16 protein-coding genes are annotated in these 22658 nt (G+C 68.1%); 10 read left to right on the top strand and 6 right to left on the bottom strand.

What is annotated here, in order from left to right; translation table 11 throughout:
• Window positions 1-57 precede the first annotated feature (57 nt).
• Together AC07NN_RS18530 and AC07NN_RS18525 are read right to left on the bottom strand one after the other, a co-directional pair.
• Window positions 58-2610, bottom strand: coding sequence for a beta-mannosidase (locus tag AC07NN_RS18530; RefSeq protein WP_494644309.1), 2553 nt, complete (start codon window positions 2608-2610; stop codon window positions 58-60).
• A complete protein-coding gene (locus tag AC07NN_RS18525; RefSeq protein WP_494644307.1) occupies window positions 2607-3407 on the bottom strand; it encodes an alpha/beta fold hydrolase in 801 nt (266 codons plus the stop codon). Before AC07NN_RS18525 ends, AC07NN_RS18530 begins: the two co-directional genes overlap by 4 nt.
• A 194-nt stretch (window positions 3408-3601) precedes the next feature.
• Between AC07NN_RS18525 and AC07NN_RS18520 the strand changes: the two genes are divergently transcribed.
• From AC07NN_RS18520 to AC07NN_RS18475, 10 genes are all read left to right on the top strand, one after another.
• Window positions 3602-5770, top strand: a complete 2169-nt coding sequence (locus tag AC07NN_RS18520; RefSeq protein WP_494644304.1) for a TonB-dependent receptor — start codon at window positions 3602-3604, stop codon at window positions 5768-5770.
• Window positions 5771-5861: 91 nt separating this feature from the next.
• Entirely contained in the window at window positions 5862-7484 is a 1623-nt protein-coding gene (locus AC07NN_RS18515; protein WP_494644302.1) for an AMP-binding protein, read from the top strand.
• Entirely contained in the window at window positions 7484-8257 is a 774-nt protein-coding gene (locus tag AC07NN_RS18510) for a TetR/AcrR family transcriptional regulator (RefSeq protein ID WP_494644300.1), read from the top strand. Before AC07NN_RS18515 ends, AC07NN_RS18510 begins: the two co-directional genes overlap by 1 nt.
• A complete protein-coding gene (locus AC07NN_RS18505) occupies window positions 8250-9524 on the top strand; it encodes a serine hydrolase domain-containing protein (RefSeq protein ID WP_494644298.1) in 1275 nt (424 codons plus the stop codon). Before AC07NN_RS18510 ends, AC07NN_RS18505 begins: the two co-directional genes overlap by 8 nt.
• Window positions 9521-10870, top strand: coding sequence for an MFS transporter (locus AC07NN_RS18500; protein WP_494644295.1), 1350 nt, complete (start codon window positions 9521-9523; stop codon window positions 10868-10870). Before AC07NN_RS18505 ends, AC07NN_RS18500 begins: the two co-directional genes overlap by 4 nt.
• Entirely contained in the window at window positions 10870-11229 is a 360-nt protein-coding gene (locus tag AC07NN_RS18495) for a MerR family transcriptional regulator (RefSeq protein ID WP_494644285.1), read from the top strand. The genes AC07NN_RS18500 and AC07NN_RS18495 overlap by 1 nt, the downstream gene beginning before the upstream one ends.
• Before the next feature lie 25 nt (window positions 11230-11254).
• The gene (locus tag AC07NN_RS18490; RefSeq protein WP_494644276.1) at window positions 11255-12439 is read left to right on the top strand and encodes a lipid-transfer protein; all 1185 of its coding nucleotides are present in this window, start codon (window positions 11255-11257) and stop codon (window positions 12437-12439) included.
• Window positions 12436-13233 carry a GDSL-type esterase/lipase family protein gene (locus AC07NN_RS18485; protein WP_494644265.1) on the top strand — a complete coding sequence of 266 codons (798 nt, stop codon included), beginning with the start codon at window positions 12436-12438 and terminating at the stop codon, window positions 13231-13233. The genes AC07NN_RS18490 and AC07NN_RS18485 overlap by 4 nt, the downstream gene beginning before the upstream one ends.
• 79 nt (window positions 13234-13312) lie before the next feature.
• Window positions 13313-14221 (top strand): formylglycine-generating enzyme family protein, encoded by a 909-nt coding sequence (locus AC07NN_RS18480; protein WP_494644261.1) that lies wholly within the window; start codon window positions 13313-13315, stop codon window positions 14219-14221.
• Between the two features lie 277 nt (window positions 14222-14498).
• A complete protein-coding gene (locus AC07NN_RS18475) occupies window positions 14499-18068 on the top strand; it encodes a PAS domain S-box protein (RefSeq protein ID WP_494644258.1) in 3570 nt (1189 codons plus the stop codon).
• 31 nt (window positions 18069-18099) lie between these two features.
• On the opposite strand, the gene AC07NN_RS18470 is transcribed toward AC07NN_RS18475, so the two are convergent.
• The 4 genes from AC07NN_RS18470 to AC07NN_RS18455 all read right to left on the bottom strand — a co-directional run bounded on the left by AC07NN_RS18470 (window position 18100) and on the right by AC07NN_RS18455 (window position 22411).
• On the bottom strand, window positions 18100-19713 hold the full coding sequence (locus AC07NN_RS18470; protein ID WP_494644256.1) for an N-acyl-D-amino-acid deacylase family protein: 1614 nt from the start codon (window positions 19711-19713) through the stop codon (window positions 18100-18102).
• 37 nt (window positions 19714-19750) lie between these two features.
• On the bottom strand, window positions 19751-20644 hold the full coding sequence (locus tag AC07NN_RS18465; RefSeq protein WP_494644254.1) for a LysR family transcriptional regulator: 894 nt from the start codon (window positions 20642-20644) through the stop codon (window positions 19751-19753).
• Between the two features lie 93 nt (window positions 20645-20737).
• Window positions 20738-21088, bottom strand: coding sequence for a RidA family protein (locus tag AC07NN_RS18460; protein ID WP_494644251.1), 351 nt, complete (start codon window positions 21086-21088; stop codon window positions 20738-20740).
• A 9-nt stretch (window positions 21089-21097) separates the two neighbouring features.
• The gene (locus AC07NN_RS18455) at window positions 21098-22411 is read right to left on the bottom strand and encodes an FAD-dependent oxidoreductase (protein WP_494644249.1); all 1314 of its coding nucleotides are present in this window, start codon (window positions 22409-22411) and stop codon (window positions 21098-21100) included.
• Window positions 22412-22658 lie beyond the last annotated feature (247 nt).

Raw genomic sequence — 22658 nt, 5'->3', positions numbered from 1 at the left:
AACGCTTGCAGGCTGGCCGAGCGTAGCCTCGACGCCAAGGCGAGAAGCACGAAGGGGTCAGAAGTTCGCGTTTGGGTCCTGCAATAGGGCGATCGAAACGGGTTCCCGCGCGGCGCCGCCGCTTCGCCACCACGAGGCCTGCAGGTCGGACGCTCCAAACGGGATCGTCGAGGTGATCTCGATCGTGCGGCGCTCTCCGGGGAAGATGTCGAAGTAGTTGTCGCTGTAGCGAAGATCGGGCCGAGGCGAGGTCAGATGGGTGAACGGCAGCCAGGCTGAAGCCTCAAGCGCGATGCGGAGGGCGCAGGGGCTCAAGCGCGACACCGTAACGCGCGGACGGTCGCCGGTGAGCTCCAGGTCCTTGATGGGGGCGAAGAGGTGTCGAGCCGGTTCGAATGCGCCGGCGACGGACTGCGCGCGTAGCAAGCGATCGCGCGTGGAGGGGAAGGTGGCGCGCCAAACCATGGCGTGACCGTTCGCGGGCGCCTCATAGGCGACCGTCCAGCGTTGAGCAGCGACGCCGTCGAAGCCTTCGAGCGAGATCGTGACATCACCTTGAACGGGATCGCGCGTGTCGTTGGTGATCCAGAGTTCGATGGCGCCGTCGGCGGCCGTCTTGAACGACGCCAGGACGGGGGCGAAGGCGCGGCGGACGGCGTGGTAGGCCGCTTTCTCGACGCCGTCGTAGTCGACCAGGCTCCAGCTGACGCAGGGCCAGCAGTCGTTGAACTGCCAGATGAGGGCGCCGGAGCAGTGTGGCCGGCGGCGTCGGAAGTGTTCGATGCCGAACTTCAGGCCCTCGGCCTGGGTCCACTGGGTGAAGTCGACATAGTCCTCGATCGTCGCCGGCGGACCGGTGACCGGATCGATCATGGCCAGGGCCTTGCGGGCCTCGTCCTTGATCCGCTGCTCGAAGCCTTCGCTGTCGGGCGACAGATCGGAGGGATCCATCCAGCGCTTGAGCGTCTCCAGCGCGGGCGCGGCCTGGATGCCGAACTCGCTGATGAAGCGGCCGGTGTCCTCGGCGTAGCGCTGGTAGCCGATCTTGTCCGGCGCGAAGCCGAACGGCTCGATCATGTGGTCGTCCGGGATGGGCGGCACGCCGTGCCAGACCGTCCAGTCGTGGACGTCGCCGGCCTTCATCCCGTTGGGATTGGCGCCGCCCCAGGGGCTGCCGGGCCAATAGGGCGTGCCGGGATCCAGTGCCGCCAGCAGGCTCGGCAGCACCTGGTCATAGAGGATCGCGCCGGGCAGGGGCGTGTCGACGCCTGAGACGTCGACATTGATGCGGTGGATGGCCTGGTTCTCGTTGTTGCCGCACCAGAGGGCGAGGCACGGATGGTGGCGCAGGCGGCGCACCTGCTCGTCGGCTTCGGCCCGCACGGCGGCGATGAAGGGCGCATCGTCGGGGTATGGGGCGCAGGCGAACATGAAGTCCTGCCAGACCAGCACACCCTTCTCGTCGCAGAGGTCGTAGAACAGGTCCGGCTCGTAGATCCCGCCGCCCCAGACCCGCATCATGTTCATGTTGGCGCCGACCGTCTGGTCGATCAGGCGCGTGTAGGCCACTTTGTCGACATCAGCGACGAACGAGGTCGAGGGGACCCAGCAGGCGCCCTTGGCGAAGATCGGCTGTCCGTTCAGCACGAAGCGGAAGAAGGTCGCGCCCGGCTCGTCCGGATCGGGGGACTGGTCCAGCGCGATGGTGCGCAGGCCGACGCGGCGCTGGACCTCGTCCACCACACGGTCGCCGTCGAGCAAGCGCACATGGAGGCCGTAGAGCGGCTGGTCGCCAAGGTCGGCGGTCCACCAGAGCTGCGGCTGGTCGATGGCGACGGCAATGGGACCGTCGGCTTGCGCGCGCTGATCCAGCACCACGGCGCCTTCGGGATCTGTGAGCAGGATCTGGACGCTGCGGCCAGCAACGGCGTCGCTGAACTCGACCTCGACGGAGGCCCCCACGCGCGCTTCCGAGAGCGAATGGATGGCGAAGAGGGCGTCGCTGATGCGTCGGCGCGGCCGGACCTCGATCGCCGCCGGCTTCCAGAGGCCGACCGTGGGCAGGTCGGGACCCCAGTCCCAGCCCCAGCCGAACTGGGCCTTGCGCATCAGATTGCGCTTCGAGCGGCTGATGCGGTCGGTGAAGGCGGCCCAAGGCGGAGGCGGAACTCGCCCTTCCAGCGCCTTGGCGGTGGGATCGAAGCGGATCGCCAGCTGGTGCGTCGCGCCCGGCGTCACGCGCTCGGCCAGAGCGTAGCGCCAACCGTGGAACATGTTGTCGGCGCGGCCCAGGGACACGCCGTCCAGGAAGATCTCCGCGAAGGTGTCCAGCCCCTCGAACGCCAGGTCGATGTCCTCGTCCGTGCTCCAGTCGGGGGCGACGAAGCTGGTGCGCCACCACCACTCGCGGTCGCGAACCCAGGCGGCGTCGGCTTCGTTGCGGGCCTCGAACGGATGCTCCAGGCGGCCGGCCGCAACGAGGGCCTGGTAGGTGTCGCCGGGCGCCGAGACGATCATCCCGACGTCGGCTGGCGGGGAGGGGGCGCCCGCGCCGGGATCGACGTCGTGGACGGTCCAGCGGTCGAGGGCGATCGTGCGGCGTCCGCTCATCGCTTCTGCTCGACCTCGGCGATGAAACGCTCGACTTCGGCGTTGGCGCGGTCGCCATGGGCGACGAAGTAGTTGTGGCCAGTGTCCTCGAAGGTCACCAGGCGCGCATCCGGTAGCAGTTCGGAAAGCCGCTTGCCCTGATCGTAGGGTACCGCCAGATCCTGCGTGCCGTGCAGCACCAGGGCCGGCTTCGTCAGCGCCTGGACGTCGGCCGGCTCGACTGAATAGTCGGAAATGGCCTTGGCCTGGGCCCACACGCCCTTCCGGCTGAACGGGTCCTTCGCCAGCCGCGCCACGTCGCTCTGGATCCGGTCCTCGGGCGCCGCGTCACCATAGCCGCGATTGTATTTCTTGGAGCTCAGCGCCTTCAGGATCGGTGTCGGCAGGTGATAGATCACCCAGTGCAGCCAACTGCGCTTGGCGGCGAATTCCGGCGTCTTGGCCATGGTGCAGCCGAGGATCAGCGAGCGCGTGCGGTCGGGGTGGCGAAGGCCGAACTCCAGGGCGATGCCGCCACCCATCGAGACGCCGTAGACGTGAGCGCTATCGACGCCGGCCGCGTCCAGCACGGCCAGGGCGTCATCGGCCATCTCCCGAACGCTGGTGCGCCTACGCGCGCCGCTCTGTCCCGTACCCTGATTGTCGAACCAGATCAGGCGGTAACGGTCGCCCAGCCCCTCGAACACGGGGTACCACATGGCCGAGCTGTAGCGGTGGCCCATGATCAGCAGGATCGGCGTTCCCGAGCCGCTCTCGTTCCAGGCCAGGCGCACGCCGCCGCGTTCCAGGTAACGCATTCCACTCTCCCTTGGCGCGGCTTGTCCACCCTCTCGGGCCGCCGCTTTGACGCTCACCCTCATCCCGTCTCGTGGCAAATGCAAGATATTCATTCGCGATTGAATGAATGTTGACGTGGGGCCAAATCGGTGAAAACCATCAAGGGGTAGCGACGGAGATCGCTGAGGAAACGCATAGGAACAGGGGGACCCGAATGGGCCGCAGCTTCTTGATTTCGACGTCCGCCGTCGCGCTGCTCTGGTGCGGCGCGGCTCACGCTCAGCAGGCCGCGCCCACCGCGCAGGACCCGCAGAGCGCCGTGCTGGGCGAGGTGGTGGTCACCGCCGAACGTCGCACGACCAACCTCCAGACGACCGCCGTCGCGGCCGCCGTGCTGAGCGGCGAGGAGCTGCAAAGCAAGGGGGTCAGCAATATCGAGACCCTGCAGTTCTCAATGCCGTCGGTGACGGTCCAGAACTCCGGCCAGGGCAACAGCTTCAACATCCGCGGCATCGGCAAGACCGAGAACAGCTCGTCCATCGGCGTCGGTGTCATCACCTATCGCGACGGCGTGGCGGTGTTCCCCGCCTACTTCCAGAACGAGCCCTTCTACGACATCCAGAGCGTCGAGGTGCTGCGCGGCCCGCAGGGCACCTTCGCCGGTCAGAACGCCACCGGCGGCGCGGTCTTCATCACCGAGCGCAACCCCGACATGGGCGGTTTCAGCGGCTATGTGACCGGCCAAGTCGGCAACTATGACGACTTCCGGGTGCAGGGTTCGGTCAACATCCCGCTGGGCGAACACCTGGCCGGGCGCATCGCCTTCAACCGGGAGACCCGCGACAGCTTCTTCAAGATCCTGGGCACGCCGACGACCAGCGGCAAGCCGGGCGAGCTCGACACCAAGAGCATTCGCGGCAGCCTGCTGTGGACGCCGAACGACAAGGTGCGGGTGCTGCTGAAGAGCGACTACACCGACCACGACATGGGCGGCTATCCGATCAGCCCGGTCTTCTCGCCGCTGCCGCTGCACACCATCGCGACGAACGGCCCCTATGCCGCCGCCGACGAGACCTCGCGCACGGTGCTGAACGCCAGCTACGTCTTCGACAATGGCGTCACCCTGCGGTCGATCTCCGGCGCGCAGTACGGCACGACCATGGTCCGGGCCGACACCGATGGCACGGCGACCCTGCCGTTCACCTACTACGGTGAGAGCAAGCAGCGTCTGCTGTCGCAGGAATTCAACCTGATCTCGCCGGACACCGGCCCGCTGAAGTGGGTGGTCGGCGCCTACTACCAGGACGACAAGATCACTTTCCCGCCGAACCAGTTCGTCACGACCCAATATGTGTCGGCGACCCTGCCCATCATCTACGCCCTCTATCTGCAGGGCCGAAATCCCAAGACGACGACCGCCGGCTTCGGGCAAATCAGCTATGACCTGAGCGATAAGCTGGAGCTCCAGGCAGGGGCTCGCTACACGCACTCGACCGTCGTCAACGACGCGGTCAGCTCGGCGCCGCTGCTGGGTCTCAGCCTGACTCAGAAGGACCGCTACGAGGAGAACGCGGTCACCGGCAAGATCGCCCTGAACTACACGCTCGACGACGACAACTTCCTCTACGGTTTCGTCGCGCGCGGCCATAAGGCCGGCGGTCTGAACGGCGTGAACCTGGCCTTCGTGCCGCCCAAGCCGTTCAAGGGCGAGAACGTCACCGACATCGAGGCGGGCTGGAAGTCGACGCTGATGGGCGGGCGCCTGCGCACCCAGCTGGGCGCCTACTACAACATCTACAAGAACTTCCAGATCATCATCGGCGACCCGACCACGCCCTCGATCAACTCGATCCTGAACGTGACCGGCGACACCAAGATCTACGGCTTTGAGGCCTCGGCGCAGGGGCGCTTCGGCAACCTGGGCCTGGATGTGGGTCTCAGCCTGGCGCACTCCAAGCTGGGCGACTTCTACGCCGCCGATCCGCGCCGGACGCGGACCGGGCTGTGCGACGCCAGGGGCGGGCCGGCGACGGGCAACTGCGTGAACGTCGGCGGCAACGCCCAGACCTATGCACCGGAAGTCACCTTCAGCCTCGGCCTGGAATACGACTTCCACCTGGGCGCCGGCACGCTGACGCCGCGTATCGACTACAGCCACATCTCCGACACGTGGACGACGATCTTCGCCAACCCGACGCTCGGCGACCACCTGGCCAAGCGCGATATCGTCAACGCCCAGCTGACCTACGAGACCGGCGACTGGAGGCTGCAGGCCTATTCGACCAACCTCGGCGACCTTGAGTACATCGGCTCGGTCAAGGCCGGCATGCGCTACGCCGGTCCGCCTCGGCAGTACGGCGTCCGCCTGACGCGGAGCTTCTAATCCCCCGACTTCCCGGCCGCCTTAGGGGGCGGGTTTCGGCCCGCCCCTGACTTTTCCTCCGCGAAGCTGCGCCTTACCGTTGAAAGCTGAAATGACCCTGCAACCCTATTTCGACCACACGTCCGAAGGCGCCGTCACAGAACGCCAGCGTCCGCTCGCGGCGATGAGCGACGGGATGCAGACCTACGACCTGACCGTCGACAAGTTCCTGGTCCACGCCGCCCGCTGGCACCCCAATACCGAAGTCGTCTCCTGCGACATCGAGGGCGAGGTCAGCCGCCTGACCTATGCCGAAGTACTCAACCGCAGCCGATGTCTGTCCGGGGCGCTCAAAGACCTGGGCCTGGAGCAGGGCGACGTCGTCGCTACCCTGGCCTGGAACACCCGACCGCACATGGAGATGTGGTATGCCGCCATGGGTGTTGGCATGGTCTGCCACACGCTGAACCCGCGCCTGACCGCTGCGCAACTTGTCTCGATGCTGGAGCAGTCCGAAGCGAGCGTCCTGGCCTACGGCGCCGGCCTGTCTCGGCTCGCCGAGGAGATATCGGTCCTGCGTCTTGGCCTGACTCTGGTCGCCCTGGACGAACGCCCCGCCGCTAACTCGAACACCCTCGACCATGAACATCTCGTGGCCTCCGGGTCTTCGCAGGCTTGGGGCGGCTTCGACGAGCGCACGCCGGCCGGCCTGTGCTTCACATCCGGCACCACCGGCGCGCCCAAGGGTGTCGTCTACACCCACCGGTCCAACTATCTGGTGACCCTGCGCTCGGTGATGGCCGACGCCTTGGCCCTGACCCGCAGCGATACCGTGCTGGTGGCCGTGCCGATGTTCCATGCCAACGCCTGGGGCTTCCCGTTTTCGGCCCCGGCGGTGGGCGCCAAGCTGGTCCTGCCCGGCCGCGTCACCGACGGCCCGCGCCTGGCCCGTCTGATCCGCGAGGAGGGCGTGACCGTGACGGCCGGTGTCCCGACTGTCTGGCTGGGCCTGGTGGAGCATGTCGAGTTGAGCGGCGAGGGCGTGCCCAGCCTGGAGCGGATCGTGCTCGGGGGCTCGGGTTGCCCCGAAAGCCTGATGAACCGGCTGGAGCAGACGCTGGGCGTCCGCGTCCAGACCAGCTGGGGCATGACCGAACTGTCGCCGACGGGCACCCTTTCGGACCCGGCCGAGCCCGCTTTGGCTTCGGGGCGAGGCTCTGTCGGCCTGGACCTGCTGCTGACCGACGCCGATGGGGCGGTGCTGCCGGAGCAGCGGAACGTGGTCGGCCACCTAAAGGTGCGCGGCGCCAGCGTGGTGAACCGCTATCTCGGCGCTCCACAGGTGGCCGTGGACGCCGAAGGTTGGTTCGACACCGGCGATCTCGCCTCCATCGACGACACCGGCGCCCTTACGATCGCCGGGCGGTCCAAGGACCTGATCAAGTCCGGCGGCGAGTGGATCAATCCCGTCGAGATCGAGCAGTTCGTGGGCGCGCTCGACGCGGTGTCCCTGGCGGCCGTGATCGGGCGGCCTGACGCCAAGTGGGGCGAACGTCCGGTCCTGGTGGTCGAGTTGCGCGAACCCGTCGCGGACGCGGATATCAAGGCCGCGATCAGGGGGCGAGTCGCCGACTGGTGGATCCCCGATCGCATTCAACGTGTGGACGTCATGCCCTTGGCGGCCACCGGCAAGATCGACAAGGCGCGGCTGCGCGCCCTCTACGGACAGGACTGATGGCGGCTTCCAAATCTCCTCGCGCCGGTAAATCCCCCGCGACGCCGGCTTCGCCAGCGACAGCCAAGGCCAAGAAGCCTGCGGCCGCGCCGCGCCGCTCGAAGGCCGAGCAGCGGGCGGAGACGCACGAGCAGATCCTGAACGCGGCCGAGCGCCTGTTCTCCAAGCACGGCCTCTACGGCGTGACGCTGAAGGACGTGGCCAATGAGGTCGGCGTCCACACCTCGCTGATGCACTACTATTTCGACGACAAGAAAGCCCTCTTCGACGCGGTGATGGAGCGCCGGGCGCCGATCACCTCGGGCCGCCGGATGGAGGCGATGGACGCCTACGAGGCGTCCGTGAACGGTAAGGTGACGGTGGAGGGCGCGCTGCACGCCTATCTCGACACCGATCTGGATTCCTACATCCAGGGTGGCGAGCCCTGGCGCAACTACGCCGCCCTTGGCGCCCAGGTCGCCAACACCCCGGAATGGGGCTCGGAGATCATGAACCGCCTGATGAACCCGGTGGTGCGGCGCCTGATCGACCTGCTGCGCAAGGCCATGCCCAACACCCCCGACGAGGACATCTTCTGGGGCTACCACTTCGTTTCGGGCGCCCTGATGATGACGCTGGCGCGGACCGGGCGGATCGACACGCTGTCGGACGGCCTGTGCCGCTCCGAGGACTTCGAGGCGGTGAAGGCGCGGATGGCCAAGTTCATGGCCGGCGGCTTCCACGCGATCTGCGCCGAACGCGCGCAGGAACGACAAGCCTCGCAAGATGAGTGAGGGACCGGGCGGCTTCGACGTCGCGGCCACGGCCGGGGACACGGGCTTCGACCCGGGCGGACTGGACCGGCTCCGCGCCTACATGGCGGACATGGTCTCCGCTGAACGGATCGCCGGCGGCGCGATCCTGCTCCTGCGGCACGGCCGGATCGCGACCTTCGACACCTTCGGTGTCGCCGACCTGGAGACCCGCAAGCCGATCGCCGCCGACACCCTTTACCGCATCTATTCGATGACCAAGCCGGTGACCTCGGTCGCCCTGATGACCCTGTTCGAGCAAGGTCTGTGGAGCCTCGACGATCCGGTCACTCGGTTCATTCCCGAGTTCGAGCGCCTGCGGGTCTTCACGGGCGTCGACGCCGACGGCGCGATGGCTACGGAACCGATGAACCGCTCGCCGACCATGCGGGAGGTGATGAGCCACACCGCCGGCTTCGGCTACGGCCTGTTCGACGCCCACTCGGTCGATTGCGAGGTTCACGGCAGGGGCGTACTGCGTTCGAACGGCTTCGACGAGATGATCGCCCGGACGGCGGATATCCCGCTGATGTTCCAGCCGGGAACGGAGTGGGCCTACTCGATCGCCAGCGACATCCAGGGCTGCCTGGTCGAGCGGATCTCCGGACAGCCCTTCGACAGCTATCTGCGCGACGTCATCTTCGCGCCGCTAAAGATGATCGACACCGCCTTCCAGGTTCCCGAGGACAAGCGCGACCGGCTCTCCGCCATCTACGCCGCCGGACCGGATGGCAAGCTGGCCGAGGCGGTGACGGCCTTCAATTTCCCGATCCTCGACTTCACCAAGCGACCTGAGCTGTTGCTCGGCGGGGGAGGGCTGGTTTCGACGGCCGGGGACTATGCGCGCTTCTGCCAGATGATCCTGAACCGGGGCGAACTGGACGGTGTCCGTATCCTGCGCGCCGAGACCGTGGACCTGATGGCGACCAACATGATCCCGGAGGCGGTCCTGGCCGTCTCCAATCCGGCGCGTCTGCTGCCGTTCGGTCCGGCCTTCGGCTTCGGTCTCGGCTTTTCCATCGTGCTCGACCCGGCCGCCATCGGCGCCGTCGAGGGCAGGGGGACGCTAGCCTGGGGCGGCGGTGGCGGCACCTGGTTCTGGATCGATCCTGAAAACGACCTGGCCTTCATCGGCCTGATCCAGCGCATGGCCGACCCGGTCAGCGCTGAGTTCAGGGCGGTGACGCGCAAGCTCACATACGAGGCCCTGACCCATCGCGGCATGGCCCGACCCGAGGAAACGCAATGACCCTTCTGTCCCCCGCGGATGGAGCCGACGCCGTGCCGCTGGCTCCCGCAACCGCCTTCCGAAAGACGAAGTGGAGCGTCGTCTGGCTCCTGACCCTGACGCTGTTCTCGGCCCTGACGGTCGGCGGCCTACTGGCCCCGCTGCAGGAAGCGGCCAAGGCCGACTTGAAGATCAGCGACTTCCAGCTAGCCATGATCGTCGGCAGCGCCACGGCGATCCCGGCGGCGGTCCTGTCCCTGCCGATCGCCTGGCTGGTGGATCACTACACGCGGGCGAAACTGCTCATCATCCTGGCCTCGTTGTGGGCCGTGGGCACGATCGGCACCGCCTTCGTGCATGACTTCTACGGGTTGTTCGCCGCGCGCCTCGTCGCGGGCCTGGGCGGCGCCACCGCCTTCCCGGTGGTCGTGTCGCTGCTTGCGGATGTCTGCATGCCCGAACGGCGCGGTCGCTCCATGCTGCTGCTGTCGATCGGCGCCTGGGCAGGCGTGGGCGCGGCCTTCGCCGTCGGCGGCCTGCTGTTCGGTTGGCTGGACGCGCACCCGACGGCGTTTGTGCAGGGCATGCCCGCCTGGCGTGAGACCCATCTGATCGCCGGCATCGCCGCCGCCATCCTGGTTCTCCCGCTCCTATTGATCCGGGAGCCGGCGCGCCAGGAAGTGGAGCAGCAGACGATCGCGTTCAAACCCGCGCTGCGCGCCTTCTGGAAGCGCCGCTATTTCCTCGGCGCGCTCTATGTCGGCAACTTCGCCGGCTCGCTGGCCGAGGGCGCCGCGGCGCTCTGGATGGGCTCAGTGCTGGTCCGCCAGTACGGCCAGTCCCCCGGCCAGTTCGGCGGCTGGGTGGGGCTGGTGATCCTGGCTTCCGGGATCGTCGGCTCGGTCATCGGTGGCTTCGCGGCGGACGCGGGCCAAAAGCTGAAGATGCGCGGCGGCATCCTGTTGCCGGCCGTGATCGCCACCCTCCTCAGCATCCCGGCCAGCGCTTATCCGATCATGCCGACCGTCACGGGCTTCGCCTGGGTGCTCTTCGCCCTGCTGACCGGCGGCGCGGTGGTCAACCTCGTCAACTCCGCGGCCATCGCGGTGCTTCTGCCCAACGAGGAGCGCGCGACCAGCCTGGCGGCCCTGGCCATCGTCGGCAAGTTCGTCGGCGGTCCGGTGACGGCGGGGATCATCGCCTGGATGACCGTCCTCTTCAAAGGTCCGAGCGGCCTGGGCCTGACCCTCACCTGGCTGGGCGTGATCACCGGATTTCTCTCGCTGGGCGGATACTGGGTCGCCATGGCCTTCGCGCCCCGCGCGGTCGCCGACGACGCGCCGGCCGAGCCCTTGGCGCAGCCGTGATGAGCCCGCATCGCGCGCCGCTCAGCATCTCCCGGCTGGCCGCCATGACCGGCGTCACCGTCCGCGCCCTGCGGCACTACGAGGATGTCGGCCTGCTGCGCTCTGATCGCGCGGCCAGCGGCGCCAGGGTCTTCGATCCGCGAGAATGCGAGACGGCCTCCCTGATCGTCATGTTGCGCCGATGCGACGTCTCGCTGGAGGAGATCCGGCGGGTCCTGGGGGCGGCGTGCGACGACGATCGTCAAGCCCGCCTTCGCCAGGTTCTGGCCGGCAAGCAGGCCGAGCTCGAACGCAAGCTGGACACGGTGAAGTCCATCCTCTCCCCGACATCCTCGGCAGAGCGGCTGCGCGCCGCCTGAGCCCGACACCCAACGGAGACCTTCCATGACCCGAGCCCTTGTCGCAGGCGTCGGCATGATCCCGTTCGCCAAGCCCGGACAGAGCGCGGACTGGGACGTGATGGCCGAACAGGCCATCCGCCTGGCCCTGGCGGACGCCGGGGTCGGCTACGAGCTGATCCAGCAGGCCTATGCCGGCTATGTCTATGCCGACTCCACCGCCGGCCAGTCGGCGCTGTATCGCGTCGGCGCCACCGGCATCCCGGTGGTCAACGTCAACAACAACTGCTCGACCGGCTCGACGGCCCTGTGGCTGGCGCGGCAGATGATCGAGGCCGGCGCGGTCGACTGCGTCCTGGCCTTCGGGTTCGAGCAGATGATGCCCGGCGCCCTCGGCGCGGTCTTCGGTGACCGCAAGCGGACGCTGGATCATCACCTGACCAAGCAGGAGGAGATCCTCGGCAAGGACGACGCCTCGCCCCTGGTCGCCCAGCAGTTCGGCGGCGCCGGCCTGGACTACCAGTCGCGCTACGGGGCTCCGGACGAGGTGTTCGGCATGATCTCGGTCAAGGCGCGCCGGCACGCCGCCAACAACCCCCTGGCGCTATTCCGCGACCCGATCTCGCTGGACGAGGTGATGGCGTCCAAGCACCTCTACGGCCCGCTGACGCGCTACCAGGCCTGCCCGCCGACGTGCGGGGCGGCGGCCGCCATCCTGGTCTCGCCGGCCTTCGCCGCGCGTCACGGCCTGAAGGCGGACGTCGCCATCCTCGGCCAGGCCATGACGACCGACTATGCCGAGACCTTCGCCGGCCGCTCGATGATGAGCGTCGTCGGCTACGAGATGGCCCGCGAGGCGGCCCGGTCGGTCTACGAGCAGGCGGGCGTCGGGCCGAAGGATATCGGCGTCGTCGAGCTGCACGACTGCTTCAGCGCCAATGAATTGATCTCCTATGAGGCGCTCGGCCTGTGCGGGGAGGGCGAGGCGGAGCGCTACATTCGCGATGGCCGCAACACCTATGGCGGCGATCATGTCGTCAACCCATCTGGCGGCCTGCTGTCCAAGGGACATCCGCTCGGGGCGACCGGCCTGGCGCAGTGTTTCGAGCTGACCCAGCAACTGCGCGGCGCCGCCGGCGCGCGGCAGGTGGAGAACCTCGACTTCGCCCTGCAGCACAATCTCGGCCTCGGCGGCGCCTGCGTCGTGACGCTTTACGGGCGCGCGGCATGAGCGGCCCGGTCAAGGGCATGGTCGACAGCCTGACGGGCTATGGCGGCGCCTCGGCTGACGAGCTGGCCTTCGCCCGGGCCTATCTGGCGACGGGCGAGATGGACCTCGCCGTCCTGGCCATGCTCGGCGACGCCGACAGGATCGCCACCCGCGATCGGATCAAGGCCCAGCGCAAGGCTGACGATTTCGCCGCGCTAGGCCACTATCGCGACGCCAATGCGGCTCTGGCCGGGCAAGCGGTCGAGGTCGTCTTCATCGGCGACTCCATCACCGAGATGTGGGCGCTCGCCCAGCCCGACCTGTTCACGAACGGCATCGTCGGCCGAGGCGTCAGCGGCCAAACCAGCGCCCAGATCCTGCTGCGCTTCATGGCCGACGTCGTGACCGTGAGGCCGCGCGCGGTCCACCTGATGTGCGGCGTCAACGACGTGGCCGGCAACACCGGTCCCACCACGCCGGACGACTATCGCAACAACATCCGCGCGATGGTCGATCTTGCGCGCGCCCACGACATCGCCGTCGTCCTCGGCAGCCTGACCCCGGTCACCGCTCTGCCCTGGGCGCCCGAGGTGCGGGATCCGCGCGGAAGGGTTCCCGAGCTGAACGCCTGGCTTCGCGCCTTCGCGGCCGAGAACGGCTTGGCCTTCGCCGACTATTTCGCGGTGCTGGCGGACGGCGAAAATGCCTTGAGCGCCAACCTCACCCGGGACGGCGTCCACCCCCAGACCGTCGGCTACGAGCTGATGCGTCCGGTCGCCGAAGCGGCGATGCGCGGCCTCGCTTCAGCGGTGTGATCCCAAGGGGCGTCTCCAGAGCCGGTTTGACGTCGGCGCGCATTCTTGGTCGAACGGCTTCATGACCGATCATCGGAGAATGCAACGGATCGCGGGCGGCGAGTTCACCATGGGCTCGGAGCGGTTCTATCCGGAAGAGGCGCCGCGGCGTCGGGTGAAGGTCGATCCGTTCTGGATCGACGAGGCGCCGGTGACCAACGCCGACTTCGCGCGGTTCGTCGCGGCGACAGGACACGTCACGACCGCCGAACGCGCGCCTGACCCGCGAGCCTATCCCGACCTGACGCCGGAGCAGCGCCAGCCGGCGTCGCTGGTGTTCCGCTCCCCGGCTGCAGCGATGCCCTCGGCGGATTTGTCCTGGTGGACGATGGAGGTCGGGGCCTCTTGGCGTCAGCCGTTCGGCTCCGGCAGCTCGATCGAGGGCCTGGACGACCATCCGGTGGTGCATGTGACCTTCGAGGACGCCAAGGCCTACGCCGCCTGGGCGGGGAAGTCTCTGCCGACCGAGGCCGAATGGGAGCTGGCGGCGCGGGGCGGGCTGGTCGATGCGGAGTTCGCCTGGGGAGACGAATTGGCGCCGGAGGGGCGCATGTTGGCCAACTACTGGCAGGGCGCCTTCCCGCACGAGAACCTGCGGCTCGACGGCTGGGAGGGGACCTCGCCGGTGAGGTCGTTCCCACCGAACGGTCATGGCCTGTTCGACATGATCGGCAATGTCTGGGAGTGGACGATCGACTGGTACGCGGTTCCCAAGGCCGCGCCGAAGAAGTCTGGCGGATGCTGCGCCACGCCCAACCCGCGCGGCGGCACGAAGGCCGAAAGCGTCGACCGGCGGGATGGAACCAAGATTCCGCGCAAGGTGATCAAGGGCGGGTCGTTCCTCTGCGCGGAATCCTACTGTCAGCGGTATCGCCCGGCCGCCCGCCATCCTCAGACGATCGACACCTCCACCTGCCATCTCGGCTTCCGGTGCGTGGTGCGAAGCTAGTCTACCAGAGGGGCTGACCAGCTTCGCCGAATAGACGCCGTTCGCAAGGCGGAGCGCAGGGACAGGAGACGCGCTCTCTCCAGTCTGGCGTCCGATCGTCCCCAAAAGGAGACAAGCATACCGCGCGCGACAAATGCCTGACGTGTATTGTGCGTCCGCGTTCGCCGAAAACGCGCTTCGACAAACGTTTCGCCCAATTCTATGTATCAGTATGTCCAAGCATCAGTAGGCGGATCAGTAATTTCGTAGGCCCAGGTCGCTCAACGGCTCGCTAGACATGCTCCTGCTCGAAGAAGCCGAACGGCTCGACATCTTGCGGTCCTACCAGATCCTGGACACGCCGACCGATCCCGCGTTCGACCGCCTGACCGCGCTGGCGAGCGACCTGTTCGACGCACCGATCGCCCTGATCTCGTTCATCGACGCCGACCGGCAGTGGTTCAAGGCCCGGCGCGGCATGGCCCAGAGCCAGACGCCGCGCGCCTGGTCCTTCTGCGATCACGCCATTCGACTTGGGCCATCTTCGGTGATGGTCGTCGAGGACGCCCTGGCAGATCCCCGGTTCGCCGAGAACCCGCTCGTCACCGGGATCCCCAGCATCCGCTTCTACGCCGGGGCGGTCATGACCACGCCGGCGGGACGCAACCTCGGCACGCTCTGCGTCATCGATACCAAGCCGAGGCCCCCGCCGACGCCGCGCGAGCTGGATCGTCTGCGACGCTTGGCCGAAATGGCGATGGCCGAGATCGAGCGGCCGCATCAGGCCCGGATCGCAGCCGAGCGTCAGCGCCTCCTCGAACTAGCCGAGACACAGGCGCAGGTGGGGCACTGGCGGATCGACGTCCCCACCGGCCGAGTGACCTGGTCGGATTTGGTCTACGCCATCCACGGAGTCGAGCCTGGAACCTTCGATCCCAATCTCGACCAGGCGATCGACTTCTATCATCCCGAGGACCGCGAGGCGGTCGCCAGCCATATCGCCGCCGCGATCGAGACCAAGGGGACCTACGAGTTCGAGCTTCGGCTCATCCGCTCGGACGGCGAGGTCCGCGATGTCCTCTCGCGCGCCGGCTGCCAACTGGACGACAGGGGCGCGGTCTCGGCGATCGTCGGCCTCTTCCAGGACATCACCGAGCAGAAGCGGACACGGGTCGCGCTGGAGGATAGCGAAGCACGCTACCGCCTGATCGCCGATAACACCTCGGACGTGATCGTCAAGGCGGGCCTGGACGGGAAGTTGAAGTTCGTTTCGGCCAGCGTCAGCGCCATGGGCCATGATCCGGAAGCGCTGGTTGGGACCTCCGCCTATGCGCTGGTCCACCCCGACGATCTGGAGCGCTTCACCGCCAACTCCGCCGCGCTGTTCGCGGGCGAACCCATCGATCCCGGCGCCGATCGCGAGCATCGCTACCAGACGGGCTGGGGAGAGTGGATCTGGATGGAGGGCAGTCCCCAGGTCATTCGCGACGAGGCCGGCCGTCCCATCGAGATCGTCAACATTCTGCGCGACGTGACCGAGCGACGGGCCTTGCGCGAGGAGACTGACCGGCTCACCGGGCTCATGGCGCTGGGTGAGGAAATGGCCGACGTCGCCTACTATCGATACGACATCGCCACGGGCGCGCTCGTGGGGTCCAGGCAGTTGGCCAGGATCTATGGCCTGGAACAGGACCGTCCGCTTGAACTCTCCCAGTTGGAGGCGGCGGTTCACCCGGACGATCAGGCGGCGTTGCGCGAGCGAGTCGCCAACGCGTTGGAGCACGGTGTGGATTGGCGGCGAGTGGGCTCGCGGATCGTTCGCGCCGACGGAGAGATCAGGCATCTCGAAGGTTCCGGCGCCTGCCAGCGCGACCAGGACGGCGTCGTGCGCGCCGTCTTCGGCACCGTGACGGATGTCACGGATCGCGTCCGCGAGGAGATCGCGCGCGCCGAGGCGCAGGAGCAGTTGCGGCGCCTTTCGGAACGCGCGCTGCTGGCCGCCCAGGCCGGTAAGGTCGGGATCTGGGAACACGATCTGGCCACCGGTGAGCTCGTCTGGGACGCGCGCATGTTCGAGCTCTACGGGCTCGCCGCCGACGGCGCGCCGAGCTTCTCGGCCTTCATGCAAGCGGTCCATCCGGACGACCGGGAGCAGTTGGCCGAGGTCTTCCGCTCCGAGATCGAGGACGACGCGCCGCTGGACACCGAGTTCCGGGTCTGTCGACAGGACGGCTCGGTCGCCGCCATCCGCGCCATCGGCCGGGTCGTGCGCGACGAGCACGGCGCGGCCCGGCGGATCGTCGGCACCAATTGGGACGTCACCGACATCCGCGACCTGGAGCAATCGCTGAGGGCCAGCGAGGCGCGCTATCGCCTGATCGCCGAGAACAGCAGCGATGTCATCGTCACCACCGGCCTGGACGGACGCGTGGTCTTCGTCAGCCCATCCTGCGAAGTCGCGACGGGGTATTCGCCTGACGAGATCCGAGGTCTCGGTCCCGCCGGGCGCACCCATGCCGAGGACCTGCCGGGCGTGCTCGTGGTCTATCGCGGCATGCTGGCCGGCGAGCCCGGGCGGAGGGTCCGATGGCGGCTACGCCACAAACACACCGGCGAGTTGGTGTGGTTCGAATCCAATCCCACCCTGATGAGGGACCTGCAGACCGGGACGCCGATCGGCTTTCTCGACGTGGTTCGGGACGTCAACGTCCAGGTCGCGCAGGAGGAAGCCCTGGCCCAGGCGCGCGCCGAGGCCGAGGCCTCCGCCACCGTGAAGGCCGAGTTCCTATCCAATATGAGCCACGAGATCCGCACGCCGCTGACGGCGGTCATCGGCTTTTCGAACCTGCTGGCTCAGAACCGCAAGCTCGACGAGACCTCGCGCAGCTACGTGCACCGCGTCTCGACGGCGGGCCGGGCCCTGATGTCGATCGTCAACGACATCCTAGACTTCTCCAAACTAGAGGCCGGGCAGGTCGAGATCCTGGCGCGACCGATCTCGCCCAGGGAGCTGGCGAGCGACGCCCTCGCCATGTTCGAGCCCCAGGCCAGCGCCAAGGGGCTGGATCTGGAGTTCGTGGCCGATCCTCATCTGCCGGAATACGTCCTGGCGGACGGTGAGCGGTTGACCCAGATCCTGCTCAACCTCGTCGGCAACGCCGTCAAGTTCACCGACGCGGGGTCGGTGCAGGTGCGCGTCGCGCATGACGCCGCGCAGGAGCGGCTGGGCATCGAGGTGGTCGACACGGGGCCAGGGATGACGTCCGGGCAAGCGGCGGGCCTCTTCCAGCGGTTTTCCCAGGTCGATGCTTCGGCGACGCGTCAGCATGGCGGCACAGGTCTCGGGCTTGCGATCAGCAAGGGGCTTTGCGAAGCGATGGGCGGTTCGATCGGGGTCGAAAGCGCGCCAGGAAAAGGCGCGCTCTTCTTCTTCAATGTCGCCGCGCCGATCGCGGCGGCGCCCGATACGGACGAAGGCGATGACAGCCTGGACGTATCGATGCTCGAGGGCGCGAGGATCCTGGTCGTGGACGACAATCCCATGAACCGCGAACTCGCCGGAGCGGTGCTGGAGCAGGTGGGCGTCATCGTCGACAAGGCGTCGGACGGACAGACTTGCCTGGACCTCATGGCGCATGAGCGGTTCGACGCGGTTCTGCTGGACCTGCGCATGCCGGGTCTGTCGGGGCGCGAGGTCCTGGCGCGCATCCGCCAGTCACACGCCGCGGACACGCCGGTCCTGGCGTTCACCGCCGACGACGAGATCGACCGTCTCGGCGCCGACAGCCGCTTCGACGGTCTCGTCCGCAAGCCAATGGATGGCGTGGAGCTCATCGTCGCCGTGGCGCAGGCGGTGCGGCGGCTCTAAGCCACTTCGCCAGGGTTCGGCGTTCGCGGCGTCAGCACCCCGTCTTGGGCGTCGGTCTCAGGACAACCCGGCCAGGAAGCTTGCCGGTCACCTTGCCAGCCTCGAGCACGGATTCGCCGTTGACGATCAGCGCCTCGACGCCGGCGCTCAGTTCGCGCGGATGGACATAGTCGGCCTTCGGTGCATAGCGATCCGGATCGAGCACGACCACGTCGGCGAAATAGCCGGGGCGCAGATAGCCGCGCGCTTCCAGCTTGAACATGTCGGCCGTGCGACCGGTCGAGCTGCGGATGAATTCGCCGATCGTGATGGTCCGCTCGCCCTTCACGTACTTGGCGTACTTGGTCGGGAAGGTAGCGTACTGGCGCGGATGGCCGTCGGACCCGTCCGAACTGGTCACGACCCAGGACTGGCGCATGAACAGCTTGATGTCGTCCTCGATCATGTTGAAGGAGGCGACCGAGGTTCCGGCTCGGCCTTCGCGGATGATCTTCAGGGCCGCGTCGATGGGGCCGAGGCTCCAGGTCTGGCCCATCTGCTCCAGCGTCTTTCCAGTCCAGGGACGGTCGGCAGAGGTCAGCAGCAGGGACGCGGCGCCGCCGCGTCGACGCAGGTTCTCGTCCATCTCGGCGCGGACCTTTTCCAGCGTCGCCGGATCGTCCAGGCGCTTCAACAGCGCCGGCCGGCCGCCATCCACCGCCCAGCGGGGCAGCAACGAGGCTTCGAGGTTCGAGCCCGAGGCGGTCCAGGGATACTGGTCGGCCGTGACGTCGAGGCCGGCCGCGCGCGCCCGTTCGATGGCCTTGATCACCTGCGGCGCCTGGCCCTGGACGTCGACGCCCAGCGCCTTGATGTGGGCGAAGTGGACCGGCATGCGCGCCTCACGACCGATCTGGATCGCCTCTTCGACCGAGCCCATCAGGCCGATGCTGTAGGAAGACTCGTCGCGCTGGTGGGTGTCGTAGACGCCGCCCCGGGTGGCTGCTTCCTTGGCGAGGGCGATCACCTCGTCGGTCTTGGCGAAGCTTTGCGGCGCGTAGAACAGTCCCGTGGAGAAGCCGATCGCGCCCTGGCACATGGCGCCGGCGACCAGTTGCTTCATCTGGGTCAGTTCCGTCGGCGAAGGCGCACGGGCCTCCTGCTTCAGGACCTGGCCGCGCACCGCGCCGAACCCGACATAGGGGACGAGGTTCGTCCCCACGCCCTGCTCGCCGAACCGCTTGGCTTCGCCGGCGATGTCCGGTGTCCCGCCGCCGTCGATGCCGATGAAGACCGTCGACACCCCCTGGAAAATCCAGGGCGCGTTGACGCGCGTGGCGCGGTCGGCCGAGCGGATGTAGGTCTCCGGGTGGGTGTGCGGGTCGATGAAGCCGGGCGCGACGATCTTGCCCCTGGCGTCGATGGAGCGCGCCGCGCGGTAGCCGCGAGCGGCGTTGGGGCCGACGCCGACGATACGGTCCTTCACGATCACCACGTCGCCGCGCACCGGCGGCGCGTCGGCGCCCGAGTAGATGAGGCCGCCCATGACGATCAGGTCGGCGGGCTTTCGCGCGGGCGTCGCCGCGAGGCTCGTCGCGGCCAGGCTCGACAGGGCGACGAACACGAAGCTCCGAGCGGCGAAGGATCTGGTGCTGTGCTGCTTCATGAGCGTTCCCGAAGGCCCAACGGCCGTGCTGAAGGGTTCAAGTGATTGCCGCGCCACGCAGGGTCTGGCCCATCAGGCGCACGAAGGCCTGGGCCAGGGTCGACAGCGGCCGGTCGTCCAGGTGGGCGTACTGCACGCGGAAGCGCACGGGCGGCGAGAGTGGGCGGAAACTCAAGCCCGGTTCCAGGCTGGCGCGGGCCGTGAACTCGTCGACGGCGGCGAAGCCGGCGCCGAAGCGCACCAAGGCGGCGGCGACGTAGTAGGTGTGGACGGAAATGGCCTCGTTGAGATCGAGGCCCCGGCTTTCGATTTCCTGCGATAGCAGGGCGCCCACGGGCCCGCTGCCGACCATGCCGATGACCGTCCGCCCGTCCAGGATTGACAGCTCAATGCGCGGCGGCGCGGTAGGCATCTCGACCTCGGGATAGAGGACGCCGACCTCGGCTTCGCCCATCTCCACGACGGTGAGGCGCGGGTGCGGGGTGACCTCGAAGCCGACGGCGAGGTCGCATTCGCGCTCGTAGAGCGACCGCAGGATTTCCGAATGATGCAGGGTGCGGACGTCGAAGCTGACGCGCGGGTGCTCTCGGCGGAAGGCGGCGATGGCGGCCGGCGCCACGCCCAGGCCCAGCGAGGGCAGCACGGCCAGGCGCAGGTGCCCTTCGCCGGCCCGCTTGAGGTTCAGCGCCGCCTGCCGCAGCGAGTGGACGCGGCCGTAGAGCTCGTCGACTTCACGGAACAGGGCATGGGCTTCGTCCGTGGGAGCCAAGCGGCCCTTGAGACGACGAAACAGGACAAAGCCGAGGCGTGTCTCGGCATGCCTGAGCACCTTGCTGACCGACGGCTGCGAGACGTTGAGGGCCCTGGCGGCGCCGCTGACCGAGCCGGCCAGGTACACCTCTCGGAACACCTCGATATGACGCAAGTTCATGCGCGATCCTCGGACGCGCCGAAACGCCGGCGACGCGCTATCGATAACTGTTGGCTATGACCAGGCAAGTCCGAGCTCGAGCGCATGCCGCCGTCAGCTCGGCAGATAGGCGACCGCCTCGATCTCGACGGCGGCGTCGACGAGGAGGCCGGAGACTACGGTCGAGCGGGTCGGGTAGGGCTCCTGGAAGAGCTCGCGATAGACCGCGTTGAACTCGCCGGCGAACGCGGCGTCGGTCAGCCAGACGGTGGTCTTGACCACATCGGCCAGGGTCGCGCCGTGCTCGGCCAGGATGGCCTGCAGATTGGCGATGGCCTGGCGCGTCTGGACCTCGATATCGCCTTGGACGATTTCGCCGGACGGGCCGCGCGGCAGCTGGCCCGAGATGAATAGCAGGTCGCCGGCGCGACGCGCCTTGCTGAGCGGCGGCGGGATGGGCGGCATCGAGGTCTCCTAGGTGTTCTGCGTGACGGCTTCGAGCGCGAGGGCGGCGGCGCGCTCGGCCGCGCCCATGCTGAGCGTCCAGCCCAGCATGCCGTGACCGACATTCAGCACCAGCCGTGGGCGGGGGCGCGAGATGATCGGGGTGGAGTTGGGTGTCATCGGGCGCAGGCCGGTCCAGGCCGTGCTGGCCGAGTCGTAGTCGGCGGCGTCGGGCAAGGAGGCGCGGGCGGCGTCCACCAGCCATTCGAACCGGCGCGGATCCACCCTCAGGTCACGCTCGCCCAGTTCGGCGACGCCGGCGACGCGCATCTGGCCGGAAAGGCGGCAGAAGACGATCTTGCGCTGGGTGTCGGTGATGCTGACCTGGGGCGCAGCGGCGCCCTGGGGCGCTGTGAACGAATAGCCCTTCATCGGCAGGATCGGGACGCGCACGCCGAATTGGCGAAGGAAGGCGGGGGCGTCGGCGCCGAGGGCCACCACGAGCGTCCGCGCCCGGATACGTTGGCCGTCGCGAGCGGTGAGCGCGACTTCGTGCTGGCCTATCTCGGCCTTGGCGATGTCGAAGCCGAAGGCCATGCGCGCGCCGTAGCTGTCGGTCAGGACCTGGGTCAGTTCGCGGGCGAAGCGGTGCGGGTCGCCGACCTCGTCGCCAGGCGAATAGACCGCGCCCGCCAGCGATTTCACGCCGGAGACGGCGGGTTCGAGGAGCCTGGCCTCCGAGGCCGTGAGAACATGCTGGGTCGCGCCATGCGCGCCCTTCAACGCCACAGCCCGCGCCGCCGCCGCCAGGGCCGCCTCGTCGAAATAGAGGTGCATCTTGCCGGCGTCGGCGAAGCCGAAATCCAGCGGATGGCGGGCCAGCATGGCGTGCAGGGCCCGTTGTGACTCCAGCCCCAAGGCCAGGGTGGCGAGGGTGCCGCGCTGGTGAGCCGAAGGGCTGCAGGCGCGCAGGAACCGCAGGCCCCAGGCGATCAGCTCGGGATCCAGCGCCGCCTTCACCCGGAAGGCCGGATCTGCGCCCAGGGCCAGGGCCGGCAGGCGTTTCAAGAGCGCCGGGCTGCCGAGAGCGTCCGAATAGGCATAGCTGAGCTGGGCGCCGTTGGCGAAGGATGCGCCCATGGCCGGGTGGGGCGCGCGGTCGACCAGGGCGACCGAAAGGCCTCGCCTGGCCAGGGCATAAGCCGTGGTCACGCCGACCACGCCCGCGCCGGCGACGGCGACATCGAAGATCGCCTCCTCGCCCGCGTGAGTGGTCTTGGAGCGCGCGGCGCCGGCGTCGATCGCGCTGGCTCGAGCGGCTTGAATGAGAATTTCGGCGCCCACGATCGCTCCGCTCGCTAGCCGCCGCCTCAGTGGGCGGTCGAGGCAGCAGCACTAACGCGACGGGCGCCGAGGTGAAGGTGGAAAGGTTTTCGCACCCCATAACCTGAGGTTATGCGCAGCGTCGCCGCTGAACCCATGCCGACAGGCTATGCCCTTGCCATGTCTTGCGATGGCTCCCCGCCTTCCGGGGCTGACCGGACATCCGCACACTGATCCGCGGCGAGGTTGTCGTCGGTCGGGGTGGTTC

Source organism: Caulobacter sp. GW821-FHT09H08 (assembly GCF_059415885.1).
Note: the sequence above shows the minus strand (reverse complement) of the source record. Positions and strands in the feature narration are given on the sequence as shown.

Excerpts from the sequence above, each read along its gene's own strand:
- AC07NN_RS18530 (WP_494644309.1), bottom strand. The coding sequence starts at position 2,610 with ATGAGCGGACGCCGCACGATCGCCCTCGACCGCTGGACCGTCCACGAC.
- AC07NN_RS18525 (WP_494644307.1), bottom strand. The coding sequence starts at position 3,407 with ATGCGTTACCTGGAACGCGGCGGCGTGCGCCTGGCCTGGAACGAGAGC.
- AC07NN_RS18520 (WP_494644304.1), top strand. The coding sequence starts at position 3,602 with ATGGGCCGCAGCTTCTTGATTTCGACGTCCGCCGTCGCGCTGCTCTGG.
- AC07NN_RS18515 (WP_494644302.1), top strand. The coding sequence starts at position 5,862 with ATGACCCTGCAACCCTATTTCGACCACACGTCCGAAGGCGCCGTCACA.
- AC07NN_RS18510 (WP_494644300.1), top strand. The coding sequence starts at position 7,484 with ATGGCGGCTTCCAAATCTCCTCGCGCCGGTAAATCCCCCGCGACGCCG.
- AC07NN_RS18505 (WP_494644298.1), top strand. The coding sequence starts at position 8,250 with ATGAGTGAGGGACCGGGCGGCTTCGACGTCGCGGCCACGGCCGGGGAC.
- AC07NN_RS18500 (WP_494644295.1), top strand. The coding sequence starts at position 9,521 with ATGACCCTTCTGTCCCCCGCGGATGGAGCCGACGCCGTGCCGCTGGCT.
- AC07NN_RS18495 (WP_494644285.1), top strand. The coding sequence starts at position 10,870 with ATGAGCCCGCATCGCGCGCCGCTCAGCATCTCCCGGCTGGCCGCCATG.
- AC07NN_RS18490 (WP_494644276.1), top strand. The coding sequence starts at position 11,255 with ATGACCCGAGCCCTTGTCGCAGGCGTCGGCATGATCCCGTTCGCCAAG.
- AC07NN_RS18485 (WP_494644265.1), top strand. The coding sequence starts at position 12,436 with ATGAGCGGCCCGGTCAAGGGCATGGTCGACAGCCTGACGGGCTATGGC.
- AC07NN_RS18480 (WP_494644261.1), top strand. The coding sequence starts at position 13,313 with ATGCAACGGATCGCGGGCGGCGAGTTCACCATGGGCTCGGAGCGGTTC.
- AC07NN_RS18475 (WP_494644258.1), top strand. The coding sequence starts at position 14,499 with ATGCTCCTGCTCGAAGAAGCCGAACGGCTCGACATCTTGCGGTCCTAC.
- AC07NN_RS18470 (WP_494644256.1), bottom strand. The coding sequence starts at position 19,713 with ATGAAGCAGCACAGCACCAGATCCTTCGCCGCTCGGAGCTTCGTGTTC.
- AC07NN_RS18465 (WP_494644254.1), bottom strand. The coding sequence starts at position 20,644 with ATGAACTTGCGTCATATCGAGGTGTTCCGAGAGGTGTACCTGGCCGGC.
- AC07NN_RS18460 (WP_494644251.1), bottom strand. The coding sequence starts at position 21,088 with ATGCCGCCCATCCCGCCGCCGCTCAGCAAGGCGCGTCGCGCCGGCGAC.